We start from the raw sequence: 16,741 nt of genomic DNA, 5'->3' as shown, positions 1-16,741 counted from the left end.
TGAAAATAACCAGTTGTCAGATCGCGCGCGCAACTGCCCTGCGCACAGCACAGACCGGCCTGCGCTAAATCGCCCGTGTACAAACACCCCGCGACCCTTTAGGGGCAGGCGAACTCCATCTTTTATCCGCTCAGGAATACCCCTTGATTCAAACGATCGCAGACGCACTGGCCGCCCAAGGCTATGATACAATGACACCCGTTCAGGAGGCTGTAATTGCACCTGAACTCGATGGCGCAGACCTGTTGGTTTCCGCGCAAACCGGCTCGGGTAAAACCGTTGCATTCGGCCTTGCTATTGCGCCGACATTGCTGGGAGACCTAACCCATTTCGGCCGCGCCGCAGCGCCGCTGGCCCTGATCATCGCGCCCACACGTGAACTGGCGATGCAGGTTAGTCGTGAATTGACATGGCTTTACGGCAAAGCAGGCGCGGTTGTTACCACATGCGTTGGCGGTATGGACACCCGTACCGAGCGGCGCGCGCTGGACCGTGGTGCGCATGTTGTTGTCGCCACGCCGGGCCGTCTATGTGACCACATCAAGCGCAACAACATCGACCTGACCGATCTGCGCGCTGTGGTGCTGGATGAAGCCGACGAAATGCTTGATCTGGGTTTCCGCGAAGACCTTGAATTCATCCTCAGCGAATCCCCCACCGAGCGCCGGACACTGATGTTCTCGGCCACTGTTCCGGCGGCAATTGCAAAGCTGGCGAAAAGCTATCAACGCGATGCGCAGCGTGTAACTGTTGTTGCCGATGGCAAGCAGCACTCCGATATCGAATACCGCGCGTTGACCGTTAATCCGCGTGACACTGAAAACGCGATCCTGAACATCCTGCGGTTTTACGAAGCCAAGAATGCGATTGTGTTCTGCAACACCCGCGCCGCGGTGGCCCGCCTGACTGCGCGCCTGACCAACCGCAACTTTTCGGTCGTGGCGCTGTCGGGGGAATTGTCCCAGCAAGAACGGACAAATGCCCTGCAATCCTTGCGCGATGGTCGCGCACGCGTCTGCGTGGCGACAGACGTTGCGGCGCGCGGCATTGATCTGCCCAATCTGGAACTGGTCATTCACGCCGATCTACCCACCAACGCCGATACGCTTCTGCACCGCTCTGGGCGTACGGGGCGCGCGGGACGCAAAGGTGTATCCGCGCTGATCGTGCCACCCAAGATGCGCTCCAAGGCAACCCGATTGATGGGCTGGGCCAAGCTGGACGCAGAATGGGCGCTGCCGCCCTCTGCTGCCGAGGTAAACGCAGCAGATCAGGAACGCCTGCTGAACGACGACGCATGGACAACACCGGCGCCCGAAGATGCCGTAGAATTTGTGGGCACATTGGTCGAACGCTACACGTCCGAACAACTTGCCACCGCATTCGTAAACCTGCACCGCTCGCGCGGATCAGCCCCCGAGGAGCTTTCCACCCCCGGAGAAGGCAAGGACAGCGCGCCGCGCGCAGAATTTGGAAAATCCGTCTGGTTCAGCGTATCCACAGGCCGCAATGACGGGGCAGAGCCGCGCACATTGCTGCCGATGCTGTGCCGTGTCGGTGACATGACCCGCGATGACATCGGCGCAATCCGTGTGCAGCCGCGCCATTCCTATGTCGAAGTGGCCGAAGGCGCGGTGAGCAAGCTGGTAAACGCTCTTGGTGCCGATATGAAAGCCGAGGACGGTGTGACCCTCACCCGCCTTGATGGTGTACCCGATTTTGGCCCCCGCACCGGCCGCCCCGATAATAAGGGCAGTGGACCAAGAGGCGGAAACGACCGCGGCCCGAAACCCGCGTGGAAGGACAAACCGGCCCAGCGCAGCAAGCCTGCCTATGATCCGGATGCGCCCAAACCCGCGCGCAAGCCAAAGCCGCCCCGCGACGACACCGCCGCAGCCGATTACAAGCCGCGCAACGATAAACCACGTAGCGCCCCCGCCAAGTCAAAGCGTGACGCCACACGTCCGCCAAAATCACACAAGACCGAGCGGACACCATTGAAGGCAGGCGACAAGCCCAAAGCCAAACCGGTCTGGAAAGACAAAGCCGGCGATGCAGGTGCCGCAAAGCCTTCAGGGAAGGCTAAGTCAGGCGCGAAAGCAGTCTGGAAGAAGCCATCCGGCGAAGCCGCCGCCAGCCGTGATGCCAAACCATCTGGTGGGTACAACCGCGCGGCTGACGCTTCCAAACGCTTCACCCCTCCGGGCAAAGCCAAGAAGGCAGGCGGCGATGCACGGCCCAGCCGTCCGAAAGGACCGAAGAAGTAATTTCACTACCAAGTGATCTAAATGAAAAGGCCGGAGCATTTGCTCCGGCCTTTTCATTTGGTTTACTCCGACAACAGGATCAGCCTTTGCCCTTCCACGGCACCAATATCCGCTCGGCTCCGCGCATCAGCATATCAATGCCAAAACCGATTACGCCGATCAGGATGATACCCAGAATGACAATGTCGGTATTCTGGAATTTCGATGCGACCATGATCATCATGCCCGCCCCTTTTTCAGCGGCGACCAGTTCAGCGGCAACAACAGTTCCCCAGCAGACCCCCATCGCCACACGCGCGCCGGTAAATATCTCGGGCAGGCTGTTGGGGATGATCACATAGCGCATGATCTGCCATTTGCTGGCCCCCAACGAATACGCCGCATGAACCTTGGAGATTTTGACACCCGACACGCCAGAACGCGCGGCAATTGCCATAATCCACAGCGCAGCAAGGAACAGCAGGATAATTTTACCTGTTTCTCCGATGCCTGCCCATATAATTACCAGCGGGATCAGCGCAAGCGGTGGCACAGGGCGCATGAATTCGACGATCGGGTCAAACCAGCCACGAAACCAGTTGCTGAGCCCCATCGCGTACCCCAACGGGATGCCCACAATCGCGCCGCATAGGAAACCGGCGATCACACGAAACAGCGACCAGCCCAAATGCCCCAGCAGCGATGTCCCACGGAACCCTTCCTGCAATACCTTGCCTGTCCGCTCGATCACGGCTTCGGGTGAAGGCAGGTAAAGCGGCTCCATTTGCAGACCATTGTCGGGGGAAAAATTGGGCGTGCCTTTGTCGGATATCGTCACCGACCCGCCTTCGATGTTCACACGCGATCCCGGTTTTACCTTCTTGCCGTTGATCGCAATGATTTTCGCGCCATCGCTTTTCTTGATGTCGTCGTTCTTGTCAAACGGCACCAGTTTGCTGCGGTATTGCGCCACCTTGATGCTATCATTTTTGGCGATACCATCACCGTCATCTACCACAGGCAGATCAGGGTTTTCCTCACGGTCATGCACCAGCACTGTCACTGTGGCAGTGTCTTGTTGGCCGCTCGCCGCTACCGTGTATTCAAACGAGGTTAGCCCCACAAAGGGTGCAGGCGCGTGTAAAAAGCGCGGGATCAGCGATGATCCGGTAAACATACCCCACAGCAAAAATAGCGTCAGGATCGAAATGATGCCAGCCGCCCGGTTGGGGCGCACCGCACTTTCATCCCCGAAGGTCACAGTCTTTAGCGATGTATAATCCCGTATGCTGGCACCGATACGCGTGAAAATCACCATGGAGGCGACAAAGATGCCGACGTAAACGGCCAGTACAATCAGTCCTGTCATGCGTCTGCCTCCGCTGTGCCCATAATTTCTTCTTCCATGTCCCAGATCATGTTCAGAATCTCTTCACGCTTCGGCCCGAAATCGGGGTGGGTTTTCACTTCACGCAAATCCGAATTCACACCGAGTTCCGCAAAAGGCAGGCGGTATTCTTTGTGGATACGGCCCGGACGCGGCGCCATCACGATCAACCGCTCGCCCAGCAGCAGCGCTTCCTCGACCGAGTGGGTGATCAGAATGATCGTCTTGCCCGTCTCTTTCCACAGCTTCAGAACCAGCGATTGCATCTTTTCGCGCGTCAGCGCATCCAGCGCGCCCAGCGGTTCGTCCATCAGGATCACATCGGGGTCGTTGGCCAGACAACGGGCCAGTGCCACGCGCTGCTGCATGCCGCCGGACAGTTCGTAAACCGCTTTTTCCTTGAAATCCTGCAAACCGACAACATCAAGAAGGTGGTTCACGATCTCGGCTTTGTCATTTTTCGGCATTCCCTTCATGGAAGGACCAAAACCGACGTTTTCACGCACGCTCATCCACTCGAACAGCGCGCCTTGCTGAAACACCATACCGCGTTCGGCATCAGGCCCCTTAATCGTGTGGCCGTTCAGGGTCATCACGCCCTCGGTCGGCGCCAGAAACCCCGCGACAATATTCAAAAGCGTTGTCTTGCCGCAGCCCGATGGCCCCAGCACGCTCAACAATTCGCCTTCTTTCAGGTCCAGCGAGACGTCTTTGAGCGCCTGCACCGACCCGCCACCTGGCAAATCAAACCGCATCGAAAGTTTTTCAATGGAAAGTCCGGACATGTCCCTGCTTTCTGGTCGTCAGTACGACCCGCAATGGGCGGAGTTGACCCCGCCTCGTTTGAGAAGAAGCAACAGCCCGGCGCACAATTGCACGCCGGGCCGTCATCATCCCGCCGGGATCACATGTCTTTGGCTGCTGCCAGTGGACCTGTGTTTACCGCACCTGAATAGTCGTCCAGCGCAGCATCAATAGAGCCGGCTTCAACGAATACATCCGCAACACCCTTCATGAATGTCGCAGCGTTGCCGCCCAGCCATGTTTCGGACAACTGCTCTTCGATTGTCGGAAACTTCATTGTGGCGATCGCGGACCGCGCCGCTTCAATGTCCATACCGGCCTCTTGGGCAATCACGGCCATATGCGCATCCGAAGGATCAGCCGCCCATTGTGCGTTCGCATCAGCTGTGACTTTCAGAAACTTCGCGACGGTTTCGCCGTTTTCCGCAACATAGCCGGCAGGGCCGGAAGTTACGTCAAACACCAGAATGCCCAACGCTTCTTTTTCGTCGCCGGTCAACAGGACGTTGCCGAATTCCTTCATGCGGCCCAGACCGCCACCGTACCCGCAGGCAAAATCAACAGCGCCCTGGCCCAGTGCAGCGGCACCTTCCGGCGGAGCCATATCCACAACCGACAGTGTGCTGACATCAATCCCGAAATGATCCATCTGGCGCAAGAAGCCATAGTGCGCAGCCGTTCCCAGCGGCACAGCAACCTTTTTACCTGCCAGTTCTCCGGCCGAATCCTTGTCAATTTCCAGACCGGACGCAACCACGCAGTTATCGTTGTCCGAATATGAAACCGCGACATCCAGAACCTGAATGTCCTGACCGCCGGACGCGGCTACAACAAACGGCGGCACACCTTGGGACACGGACAGTTGAACATCACCAGATGCCATCGCCGCTGACATGGCTGTACCGGTTTCGAACGATACCCAATTCACCTTCATGCCCAGCGCGTCATCATATGCGCCAGAGTTTTTGGCGATCATCATCGGCATCGGCCACTCAAGAAAATATCCTACCGTGATCTCGCCGTGCCCTTCTGCAAAAGCAGATGTTGCCGCAATCGACATCACCGCACCGGCGACAAATGCACCCACTGTTTTCTTCATCATGTTGTTAAACTCCCAGTTGTTTTGCCCGGCTCCTTTAGCGGAACTCGGTATCTTTGTATTGCGACTTGTGCCGCTTAGAGGTTTTACCCTAGAGATGCGCCCGTCACATGCAATATATTTTCGCGCACTTTTGAGACAATTAGAACCAATTTGAGACCGCCGTTATCACCCCCGTCCGGCTGTTAAAAGTATTTTCAAAACTACCCAAGGGGTTACATTATTTCGGGTTGCCGATCAATTCTGTAATACAATCACGATTTTTTCAGCCTACTTTGGCAGGACAGCCCAAAAATTGATAACTTCCCCCGTCGGACGACGATGGGCTCACTTTCCCGACCCTTGAAATGTCTCTCTCTGGTCACGCCAGCGCATTGCGGCCATTGCCAGTCCGGCACCCAATACCTGAGGTGTCCGGAATTTATAGCGCGGTATTTTCGTGACCGGGATCGGGATCTGCGAAGGATCAACTCCCAGCGCCATACGGGCCATTTCGCGGCCCATCACATGGCTCATCGCGACACCGCGACCGTTATAACCCAGACCTGCAATCAATCCGGGCTGCGGGGCGTGCAAATGCGGTACTCCGTCCGAAGTGAGCGCGATGCGACCACCCCAGCGGTATTTCCATTTGGCATTTTTCAGACTTGGAAAGATTCGCACAGCATCTTCTAGCATCCAGGAAAATCCACCGATCCCACCCAAGGGTTTGCGATATCCCGTACTGCCGAACAAAAATTGTCCTCCAGGTTCGCGGCGGCAATACATGATCAATCGGCGTGTGTCGGATATAGTATGGCCTTGCGGCAGCAACGGGCCGATTTCGCTGTCGTCCAGCCCTTCTGCCGCCATTTGCAGCGGCGTCAGCGGCAACACCGATCCCCGCAAACCTTTGAGCAGTCCATCCGTATATCCATTGGTTGCAAAAATCACTTGCTCTGCATCGACCCTGTGGTCGCCAATGCGCAAGTGCCAGCGGCCCTCTTTTCGCTCCAGCGCTTTCACGGGTGAAAAGCTGAACACGTCCGCGCCGATCGCACGGGCGGCCACCTCCAGCCCCCGTGTCAGGGCAAGCGGCTGGATCGCGCCGCCTTTGGGTGCAATCACGCCTCCGACATAACCCACCGCTCCGCTGAGGCGGGTTACTTCGTCCGCGTCAACAAACTCGAAACCGGCACCGGCTTCATTCCAAAGGTGTGCATTTGCATTTGCTTCACGGCGCGCGCTGTCGCAATGCTGCGCCCTGATCCAGCCATGTTGGCGTGCCTCACATCTGATCTGGTACTTTCGCACCAGATCAAACACATCATCAGCAGACCGGAACGACGTTTCCGCCATCCGCTCGAAATACCGATCACCCACTGCGCGACGCAACTCTTGCGGCTTTTTGGCGGGTAGCATCGGATTCACCTGACCACCCGAACGCCCCGATGCCCCGTGCGCAACCGGGCCCGCGTCAAACACGGCCACCTTTACACCCGCCTCTGCAAGGTGGAGTGCGGCGTTCAATCCGGTAAATCCGGCTCCGACCACCGCAACATCATAGCTGGCATCACCTTCCAGCCGTTGCGCTTGGGCCCCATCGGGCGCGGTTTGCTGCCAAAAAATATCCATGTCATCCATGACTATGCCTACCTGCATTTTTCGAATTGCGCCTACCGCCAACAGGTCAAATCTGCGCGCGCCGCCTCTCAAAAAGCAAGAAATAATACATCCGTCCCAATCTGGCCTCATTCCTCTGCACGTTCTGGCCCTATTTTTTATCCGCAATAGACTGTCAGATATGGTATCATAGCCCGGTTGGGTTTCCCGTTTCCCGAACTTAAAGCACACTCGAAAGGTCGCCATCATGGACGGTACATTTAGCGAAAATGACATCTCCCGCATTGTTGAGGCCGACCGTGCCCACGTGTGGCACCATCTAAGCCAACATAAACAATATGAAACAACCGATCCGCGCATCATCGTAGAGGGCAAAGGCCTGCGTGTCTGGGACCAGCACGGAAAAGAGCATATAGATGCCGTATCAGGTGGCGTCTGGACAGTGAACGTAGGCTACGGGCGCGAATCAATCGCTAACGCCGTACGGGACCAATTGGTGAAACTGAACTTCTTCGGTGGCACCGCCGGATCGATCCCAAGCTCCATCTTCTCTGAAATGCTGATCGACAAAATGCCCGGGATGAGCCGCGTGTATTTCGCGTCTTCCGGCTCGGAGGCGAACGAAAAGGGGTTCAAGATGGTACGCCAGATCGCGCACAAGCGGTACGGCGGCAAAAAACACAAAATCCTGTATCGTGACCGCGACTATCACGGCGGCACAATCGGAACCATGGCCGCTGGCGGCCAGGACGAACGCAACGTGCAGTACGGCCCCTTCCCCGACGGATTTATTCGCGTGCCGCATTGCCTTGAGTATCGTAAACACGAACAGGACGGCGCCCCCGATGAAAACTACGGCGTTTGGGCCGCAAACGAGATCGAGAAGGTCATCCTGCGCGAAGGGCCGGACACGGTCGGCGCCCTGTGTTTGGAACCGGTGACAGCGGGCGGGGGCGTGATCACCCCGCCGGACGGCTACTGGGAGCGTATTCGCGAAATCTGTGACCAGTACGATATCCTGCTGCACATCGACGAAGTTGTCTGCGGCGTAGGTCGCACGGGTACGTGGTTCGGCTACCAACAGTACGGCATCAAGCCCGATATGGTCAGCATGGCGAAAGGCGTGGCATCGGGTTACGCCGCAATTTCCTGTCTGGTCACAACCGAAGCTGTGTTCGACATGTTCAAGGATGATCCGTCCGACCATCTGAGCTATTTCCGCGATATTTCAACGTTTGGCGGTTGCACTGCCGGTCCGGCAGCCGCGATTGAAAACATGAAGATCATCGAGCGCGAAAACCTGTTGGAAAACACTACTGTCATGGGCGATTATATGCTGGATCAGCTTGCAGCCCTGCAAGATAAACACATGGCAATCGGCCACGTGCGCGGCAAGGGCTTGTTCCTCGGCGCGGAACTGGTGGAAGACCGTGACAGCAAAGCCCCCCTGCCTGAAAAGGTCGTCGGCGCGATTGTCGCGGACTGTATGCAGCAGGGCATCATCATCGGCGCCACAAACCGCTCCCTGCCGGGTAAGAACAACACACTTTGTTTCTCGCCTGCGATGATCTGCACTAAAGACGATATCAACCAGATCATCACAGCCGTTGATGGCGCCATGTCGCGCGTTCTTGGCTAAAACACCCAGTACAGTAGCAATAGTATCAGGCCTTCCCTTATGGGAGGGCCATTTTTTGCGACTTGCCGCCGTTCCCGATTTATTCGCCTGAATTGATCTGGCGCAATCCGCTGTTGGCTGTGTACGATAGCATAGTCGGACCAAAAGCGCACACAGCAGGGAACCTTTCGAGGGCCCTGTGCGTTAACTTGTGAAATAGCAGGAGACTAAAAGTGAAGAATTTTCTTATTGCAATCTCGATGACCGCCTCGCTGGCTGCTTGTGATACGCCCGATGGCAATTTGGCGGCATCGACGCTAGCTGGCGCCGCAATCGGCGCAACCGTGTCAGGTAGCGATGACAAAGCCAAAGGTGCCATCATTGGCGGCGCGGCAGGTCTGGCAGCAGGCACGCTGATCAACCGCCATCAGAACGGCAACTGCACCTACCAGCGTCCGAATGGATCAACCTACATTGCAGCCTGCCCGTAAGCTTCACACTACGACGACCTAGACAGAGACCCCGCCAGACAGGCGGGGTCTTTTTGCGACTGATGCTTCGCCGGCCATCTGTCGAACTTACCGCATTTTGAAACTGCAGGTTTCACTGGCGAAATGAAAAGTCAGCCCATGAAAATCGTTCGGTTTGTGGAAATGTTCTGATTTCACCCAAGGATATATCCAGATTGATTTCCAATTAGGTCCAGCGTAATCTCTAGCAATGGCCCTTCCCGTCGAAACCTTCTTTCTCCTGCCCGAAGCGCAAGGAACACTGCAGTCACAAATCCAGCAGATGATTGCACAAGGCATCCTGTCGGGCCGGTTCCGCTGTGGAGAGAAGCTTCCCTCTACACGCAAACTGGCATTACATCTTGGTGTCAGCCGCATTACCGTCACCATCGCCTACACCGAGTTGCTGGCCAATGATTACCTCACCTCGCGGGGGCGTTCGGGGTATTTCGTCTCCGAAAACGCGCCCAGCCCGCCATCTTTCACCCCCGGCCCCGACCCACAAGACGCTGTTGATTGGAATCGTGCCATCGGACGTCGTTTTAGCGGCGGCGTAACCCCCAGCAAGCCGCAGGACTGGGCGAAATACCGCTATCCGTTTGTGTACGGACAAGCAGATCAATCGTTATTTGATCACGCCAACTGGCGGCTGTGCGCGCTGCAAGCACTGGGGCAGCGCGACTTTACATCAATGACCAGCGACTATTACGATCAGGACGACCCGAACCTGATCGATTTTATCGCCCGCCATACGTTGCCACGGCGGGGCATCACCGCCGCGCCAGAGCAAATCCTTATAACGCTGGGTGCGCAAAATGCGCTTTGGCTGACAGCTCAGGTTCTACTTACGCAGCGCCGCCGCGCCGCCCTGGAAGATCCCTGCTATCCCGCATTGCGCGATATCCTGATCCAGTCACGTTGCCACGTGGCACCTGTGCGCGTCGATCATGACGGCTTGCCGCCTGATGCGGTTCCGCCAGATACAAATGTAATTTTCACAACCCCCAGCCACCAATGCCCCACCAATGCAACGATGCCGATGGAACGCCGCCGTGCGCTGCTGGCCAAGGCAAAAGAAATCGACGCGATAATCGTCGAGGATGACTACGAATTTGAAACCTCGTTTTTGCGCGCCCCCTCGCCTGCGCTCAAATCGCTCGATACTGACGGGCGGGTGATCTATGTTGGCAGCTTCTCCAAATCCCTGTTTCCAGGTTTGCGTCTTGGCTATCTTGTCGGGTCGGAGCAGTTCATTCGAGAGGCCCGCGCCCTGCGCGCATCCGTGTTACGACATCCACCAGGCCACATCCAGCGCACCGCGTCCTACTTCCTTTCGCTCGGTCACTACGATGCGCTTGTCCGCCGCATGGGCAACGCCCTGCACGAGCGGCGGTCTGTGATGGAGGGTGCTATCAGTCAGCTTGGCATGCATATTGCCGGACAGGGCGCGCATGGTGGATCCTCTTTCTGGATGCGCGCACCCGAGGGGATCGATACAAAAATACTCGCTGCCCACCTGCGTCACAAGGGGGTGTTGATCGAGCCGGGGCATTCGTTTTTCGGTGGCGATACCCAGCCACAGAACTTTTACCGTCTCGGCTATTCCTCTATCCCGTCCTCACGCATTCCCGACGGGTTGAAAATTCTGGCGTCAGAGATTGATGCGATGTCCGCTTCTGGCCCTATCCCGACCTGATAACTGGCCCTAACCCTTTCCACATCCGGACCGTAAATTGCGCACAAGCCAGATTCGTACTCACTCAACATCAAGGATCACCTCATCATGAAGATGACTACCGAAGAAGCCTTCGTCAAAACGCTCCAGCGCCATGGTATCCAACACGCCTTTGGCATCATCGGCTCTGCCATGATGCCGATTTCGGATATTTTCCCGAAAGCCGGGATTACATTCTGGGACTGCGCACACGAAGGTTCTGCCGGTATGATGTCAGATGGTTACACCCGCGCCACCGGCAAGATGTCGATGATGATCGCACAAAACGGCCCCGGCATCACAAACTTTGTCACCGCCGTGAAAACCGCCTACTGGAACCACACACCATTGCTGCTTGTCACACCGCAAGCCGCCAACAAGACCATCGGCCAGGGTGGCTTTCAGGAAATGGAGCAGATGAACCTGTTCGCCGATTGCGTGGCCTATCAGGAAGAAGTACGCGACCCTTCGCGCATTGCCGAAACGCTGAACCGCGTCATCATGCAGGCCAAACGCGCTTCCGCTCCGGCACAGATCAACGTACCACGTGATTTCTGGACGCAGGTGATTGACATCGAAATCCCCGAGGTGGTTGATTTTGAATTGCCGCAGGGTGGCGAAAACGCTGTGGCAAAAGCTGCCGAAATGCTGTCCGAGGCCAAGTTTCCTGTGATCCTTAATGGTGCTGGCGTTGTGCTTGCTAAGGGCGGCATCGATGCCTCCCGCGTGTTGGCAGAAAAACTGGATGCGCCTGTCTGTGTCGGTTACCAGCACAATGATGCCTTCCCTGGAAATCATCCGCTGTTTGCTGGCCCCCTTGGATACAACGGCTCTAAAGCTGGGATGGAGCTTATCTCCAAAGCGGACGTTGTGCTGTGCCTTGGCACCCGCCTGAACCCGTTTTCCACACTGCCCGGCTACGGGATCGATTATTGGCCAACAGATGCGAAAATCATTCAGGTAGATATCAACCCTGATCGTATCGGCCTGACCAAAAAGGTAACTGTGGGTATCGTTGGTGATGCGACCAAGGTTGCGCAGGCAATCACGGACAAGCTGGCGGACACCGCAGGCGATGCGGGGCGCGAGGAGCGCAAGAACCTCATCGCGCAGACCAAATCCGCTTGGGCGCAAGAACTGACCTCGATGACCGACGAAGCCGATGATCCGGGCACGGACTGGAACGTGCGCGCCCGCGCGGCCAAGCCTGACTGGATGTCGCCCCGCATGGCATGGCGCGCGATCCAGTCCGCGCTGCCGGAAGAGGCGATCATCAGTTCCGACATCGGCAACAACTGCGCGATCGGTAACGCATACCCTTCCTTCACCACGGGACGTAAATATCTGGCCCCCGGCCTGTTCGGCCCTTGCGGCTATGGCCTGCCTGCTATTGTGGGTGCCAAGATCGGCCAGCCAGATGTGCCGGTTGTGGGCTTCGCCGGTGACGGCGCGTTCGGCATCGCGGTAAACGAACTGACGGCGATCGGGCGCGGCGACTGGCCTGCGATCACCCAGATCGTTTTCCGCAACTACCAGTGGGGTGCGGAAAAGCGCAATTCGACCCTGTGGTTCGATGACAACTTTGTCGGCACCGAACTGGATACAGACGTATCCTATGCAGGCATTGCGCAGGCTTGTGGCTTGCAAGGTGTTGTGGCCCGCACACAGGAAGAGCTGACAGCCGCACTTGCCAAAGCGCTGGACGACCAGATGAACCATGGCAAAACGACGCTGATCGAAGCGATGATCAACCAGGAGCTGGGCGACCCCTTCCGCCGCGACGCAATGAAGAAGCCTGTCGAGGTTGCAGGCATCAACGCTGCTGACATGCGTGAGCCAACTGTCTAAGCTGTGCTGAACAACGCACTGCAAGAAAAGGGTAGGCCGATATGAGTTTTCTGCGCGATCTTCGAAAACGCGCGGCCGCTCGGCCTGCCCATATCGTACTAAGCGAGGGCCACGATCCACGGATTGTGGCCGGCGCACTCGCAGCACTTGACGCAGGGATGGGCCCGATCACGCTTGTTGGGCCGGAAGGCGAAATAACCGCGCGCCTCTCCGATGCGGGGGCACAAAACCGCGAAGGGCTGCGCATACAAGACCCTGAAACATCCGATCTGACAGAAACATACGCCGCCCTGTATAGCGAGTTGCGAAAGCACAAAGCGGTCAGCCCCGAGATTGCCGCGGCCCAGGCACGTGACCCGATGATCTTTTCCGCCCTAATGGTGCGCAACGGCGATGCCGATGGCACAGTAGGCGGGGCTGTGACCACGTCATCGGAAACCATCCGCGCAGCTCTCACGATGATTGGCAAGGCTCCTGATGCGGCGTTGGTGTCATCCTTCTTTTTAATGATCCTCCCCGACAGCCATCTTTCAGGCCGCACCGCTATGGTGTTCGGCGATTGTGGTATGGTTGTTGATCCGGATCAGGATGAACTGGCAGCCATTGCCGTACAATCTGCCGCCTCCTGCGCACAGTTGCTGGGCGATCCGCCTGCCGTTGCGTTGCTCAGCTTTTCCACCAAAGGATCAGCACGCCACGCCAGCGTCACCAAGGTCACCGGTGCACTGGACATCTTGCGTGCCGAACACCCCCACCTTCCCGTTGATGGCGAGCTACAGTTTGACGCGGCTTTTGTGCCGGAAATCGGTGCGTCCAAAGCACCGCTTTCAACTGTCGCAGGCAAAGCAAATGTATTTATCTTTCCTGATCTTAACTCGGGGAACATCGGCTACAAAATTGCCCAGCGTATCGGTGGATGTGATGCCATCGGTCCCGTCCTTCAGGGGCTCAACAGCCCGGCAAACGATCTGTCACGCGGATGCACCGCCGCGGATGTGACCAATATGATTGCGGTGACCACACTACAGGCCGCAAAATGACCCGTCAGGAGATAACATGACCCACAAACAACCGGTGCTGGACCTTAGCCCCAAAGTCTCCGACGAAATCCGCAAAACCACCTGTTATATGTGCGCCTGCCGCTGCGGCATCAACGTGCATATGAAAAAAGACCCGCTAGGCGATCTGAAGGTTGCCTACATAGAGGGCAACCGCGACCATCCCGTGAACAAGGGCGTGCTGTGCGCCAAGGGCTCAGCTGGCATCATGCAGCACAATGCCCCGTCGCGCTTGCGCGCGCCGATGAAACGGGTGGGCGAACGCGGATCGGGCGAGTTTGAGGAAATCAGCTGGGACGAGGCCTATGACATCGCGGCAAGCTGGCTAAAGCCGATCCGTGAAACCGCGCCCGAAAAGCTGGCGTTCTTCACAGGCCGCGACCAGTCACAATCCTTTACATCTCTCTGGGCGCAGTCATTCGGCACGCCAAACTACGCCGCACACGGTGGGTTCTGCTCTGTCAACATGGCCGCCGCCGGTATCTACACCATGGGCGGCGCTTTTTGGGAGTTCGGCCAACCCGACTGGGACCACACCAAGCTGTTCATGCTGTTCGGCGTGGCCGAGGATCACGACAGCAATCCTATCAAAATGGGCATCGGCAAAATCAAGAAACGCGGTGCGCGGATAATTGGCGTAAACCCCATCCGCACCGGTTATAACGCAGTGGCCGATGACTGGGTCGGCATCACACCCGGAACAGACGGCTTGTTCATCCTGTCGATGATTCATTGCCTGATGAAAGCGGGCAAGATCGACCTGCACTATCTCGCGCAATACACAGACGCCGCCGTGCTGATCAACGGGGATGAAAAATCCCCTGAATATGGTCTGAAACTGCGCGACGAAGGCGGCAAGGAACTGGTGATTGACCGCAAGACGGGCAAACAGACGCCCTATGATCAAAAGGGCGTTAAACCCGATCTGGCCGCGACCCTGCGCGTAGCGGGTGTCACGCACCGCCCAGTCTTCCACCAGATGGCCGAGATGTATCTGGACGAGAAGTACGCCCCCGAAGCCGTGGCCGAACGCTGCGGCATCTCGGCCCAGCGCATCCGCACACTAGCCGCCGAACTGGCGCGGGTTGCCTTCGAAGAAGCCTTTGAGCTGGAGCAGGAGTGGACCGATTTCCGCGGCGAGCATCACAAAACCATGACCGGGCGACCGGTCTCTTTCCACGCCATGCGCGGAATTTCGGCCCATGCCAACGGCTTCCAGACCTGCCGCGCATTGCACACGCTGCAAATCCTCCTTGGCACTGTCGAAGTGCCGGGCGGGTTCCGGTTCAAGCCTCCTTATCCCAAACCCGCAACCGCCCATCCCAAACCGCATTGCAAGGTCACGCCAAACGCACCGCTTGATGGCCCGCACCTCGGGTTTGTGCATGGCCCCGATGATCTGGCGCTCAAAGACGATGGCACCCCCGCCCGCATCGACAAAGCCTTCACATGGGAAAATCCGATGTCGGCGCACGGGCTGATGCATATGGTCATTTCCAATGCCCACGCCGGTGATCCGTACAAAATCGATACGCTGTTCATGTACATGGCGAATATGTCGTGGAACTCCTCCATGAACACCTCTGGCGTCACACAGATGCTGACAGACAAGGACGAAAGCGGCGAATATGTGATCCCCCGCATTATCTACTCGGATGCTTACAGTTCCGAAATGGTCGCCTACGCCGATCTGATCCTGCCTGACACCACCTATCTTGAACGCCACGATTGCATCTCGCTGCTCGACCGCCCCATTTGCGAGGCAGATGCCGTGGCAGATGCAATCCGCTGGCCTGTTGTTGAACCTGACCGCAATGTAAAAGGCTTCCAATCCGCCTTATGTGACCTGGGCGCGCGCCTCGGCCTTCCTGCCTTCACCAACGATGACGGCTCGCAAAAATACGCGGATTACGCAGACTATATCGTCAATCATGAACGCCGCCCCGGCGTTGGTCCGCTCGCCGGTTGGCGCATGGGCGATCATGGCCCCCAGGCAGGGCGGGGCGGCGTGAACGAAAGCCAGATCGATAACTACATCGAAAATGGCGGCTTCTTTGTCGAACACATCCCCGATGGTTCGAACTATTACAAACCTTGGAATGCAGCCTACCAGGACTGGGCGGTCAAAATGGGCCTCTATGATTCGCCCCAGCCCTACCTCTTTTCCCTCTATGCAGAGCCGATGCGCAAATTCCAGCTCGCGGCGGAAGGCCATGGAAAACGCCAACCGCCTGATCACCTGCGCGCACGGATCAAACACACCATGTCGCCCCTTCCCATCTGGTACGACACCGATCAGCAGGGCAACGAAGGCTTTACTGTAACGGCCCTAACTCAAAGACCGATGGCAATGTACCACTCATGGGGAAGCCAGAACGCATGGTTGCGCCAGCTCCATGGTCGCAACCCGATGTATGTACCAACCAAACTGATGCGCGCACGCGGTCTCGCCGATGGCGACTGGGCACAAATCACCTCTCCCCACGGCGCCATCACTGTGCCGGTTATGGAAATGGCGGCGCTCAACGAAAATACCATCTGGACATGGAACGCCATAGGCAAACGCAAAGGTGCTTGGGCTCTGGACAAGGACGCACCGGAGGCCACCAAAGGGTTCTTGCTCAACCATCTCATCCATGAACTGATGCCCCCCAAAGGCGATGGCTTGCGTTGGGCCAATTCCGATCCCGTCACGGGACAGGCCGCATGGTTCGACCTCAAAGTCGCGATCAAAAAGGTAAACCCTCCACCAGATGCAGAATCACAACCCTCGATGCCTCCGCTGAAATCTCCCGTTGGCCAAGGTCCCTCGGAATTGAAATGGAAGGTTGGCAAATGATGTCTACTTCTTTTGGC

General features: G+C 57.3%; 11 protein-coding genes. 7 read left to right on the top strand and 4 right to left on the bottom strand.

Translation table 11 applies throughout. The features are described 5' to 3' along the window. The first annotated feature begins 143 nt into the window (after positions 1-143). Positions 144-2,267, top strand: a complete 2,124-nt coding sequence (locus OS189_RS09850) for a DEAD/DEAH box helicase (RefSeq protein WP_267167145.1) — start codon at positions 144-146, stop codon at positions 2,265-2,267. 79 nt (positions 2,268-2,346) lie between these two features. Here the strand turns inward: OS189_RS09850 and OS189_RS09845 are convergent, their stop codons facing one another. The 4 genes from OS189_RS09845 to OS189_RS09830 form a co-directional block, all read right to left on the bottom strand. Next, the gene (locus OS189_RS09845; protein ID WP_267167582.1) at positions 2,347-3,606 is read right to left on the bottom strand and encodes an ABC transporter permease; all 1,260 of its coding nucleotides are present in this window, start codon (positions 3,604-3,606) and stop codon (positions 2,347-2,349) included. A 5-nt stretch (positions 3,607-3,611) separates the two neighbouring features. Then, positions 3,612-4,418, bottom strand: a complete 807-nt coding sequence (locus OS189_RS09840; protein ID WP_267167144.1) for a taurine ABC transporter ATP-binding protein — start codon at positions 4,416-4,418, stop codon at positions 3,612-3,614. Positions 4,419-4,537: 119 nt separating this feature from the next. After that, positions 4,538-5,536: a taurine ABC transporter substrate-binding protein gene (locus OS189_RS09835; RefSeq protein ID WP_416237478.1), complete on the bottom strand. Its 999-nt coding sequence runs from the start codon at positions 5,534-5,536 to the stop codon at positions 4,538-4,540. Positions 5,537-5,863: 327 nt separating this feature from the next. Next, the gene (locus OS189_RS09830; RefSeq protein ID WP_267167142.1) at positions 5,864-7,150 is read right to left on the bottom strand and encodes an NAD(P)/FAD-dependent oxidoreductase; all 1,287 of its coding nucleotides are present in this window, start codon (positions 7,148-7,150) and stop codon (positions 5,864-5,866) included. 235 nt (positions 7,151-7,385) lie between these two features. Between OS189_RS09830 and OS189_RS09825 the strand changes: the two genes are divergently transcribed. The 6 genes from OS189_RS09825 (at position 7,386) to OS189_RS09800 (ending at position 16,724) form a co-directional block, all read left to right on the top strand. Continuing rightward, positions 7,386-8,777, top strand: coding sequence for an aminotransferase family protein (locus OS189_RS09825; protein WP_267167141.1), 1,392 nt, complete (start codon positions 7,386-7,388; stop codon positions 8,775-8,777). A gap of 212 nt (positions 8,778-8,989) precedes the next feature. Further along, positions 8,990-9,247, top strand: coding sequence for a YMGG-like glycine zipper-containing protein (locus OS189_RS09820; protein WP_267167140.1), 258 nt, complete (start codon positions 8,990-8,992; stop codon positions 9,245-9,247). A gap of 229 nt (positions 9,248-9,476) precedes the next feature. Beyond that, entirely contained in the window at positions 9,477-10,961 is a 1,485-nt protein-coding gene (gene pdxR / locus OS189_RS09815) for a MocR-like pyridoxine biosynthesis transcription factor PdxR (RefSeq protein ID WP_267167139.1), read from the top strand. 87 nt (positions 10,962-11,048) lie between these two features. Further along, positions 11,049-12,827 carry a sulfoacetaldehyde acetyltransferase gene (gene xsc, locus OS189_RS09810; RefSeq protein ID WP_267167138.1) on the top strand — a complete coding sequence of 593 codons (1,779 nt, stop codon included), beginning with the start codon at positions 11,049-11,051 and terminating at the stop codon, positions 12,825-12,827. 41 nt (positions 12,828-12,868) lie between these two features. Further along, positions 12,869-13,867 (top strand): phosphate acetyltransferase, encoded by a 999-nt coding sequence (pta, locus tag OS189_RS09805; protein ID WP_267167137.1) that lies wholly within the window; start codon positions 12,869-12,871, stop codon positions 13,865-13,867. Between the two features lie 16 nt (positions 13,868-13,883). After that, the gene (locus OS189_RS09800) at positions 13,884-16,724 is read left to right on the top strand and encodes a molybdopterin oxidoreductase family protein (protein WP_267167136.1); all 2,841 of its coding nucleotides are present in this window, start codon (positions 13,884-13,886) and stop codon (positions 16,722-16,724) included. Positions 16,725-16,741: the final 17 nt, after the last annotated feature.

It is taken from the genome of Sulfitobacter sp. F26169L (assembly GCF_026410285.1).
Taxonomy (GTDB): Bacteria; Pseudomonadota; Alphaproteobacteria; order Rhodobacterales; family Rhodobacteraceae; genus Sulfitobacter.
This window is presented reverse-complemented; position numbering and strand designations above follow the sequence as displayed.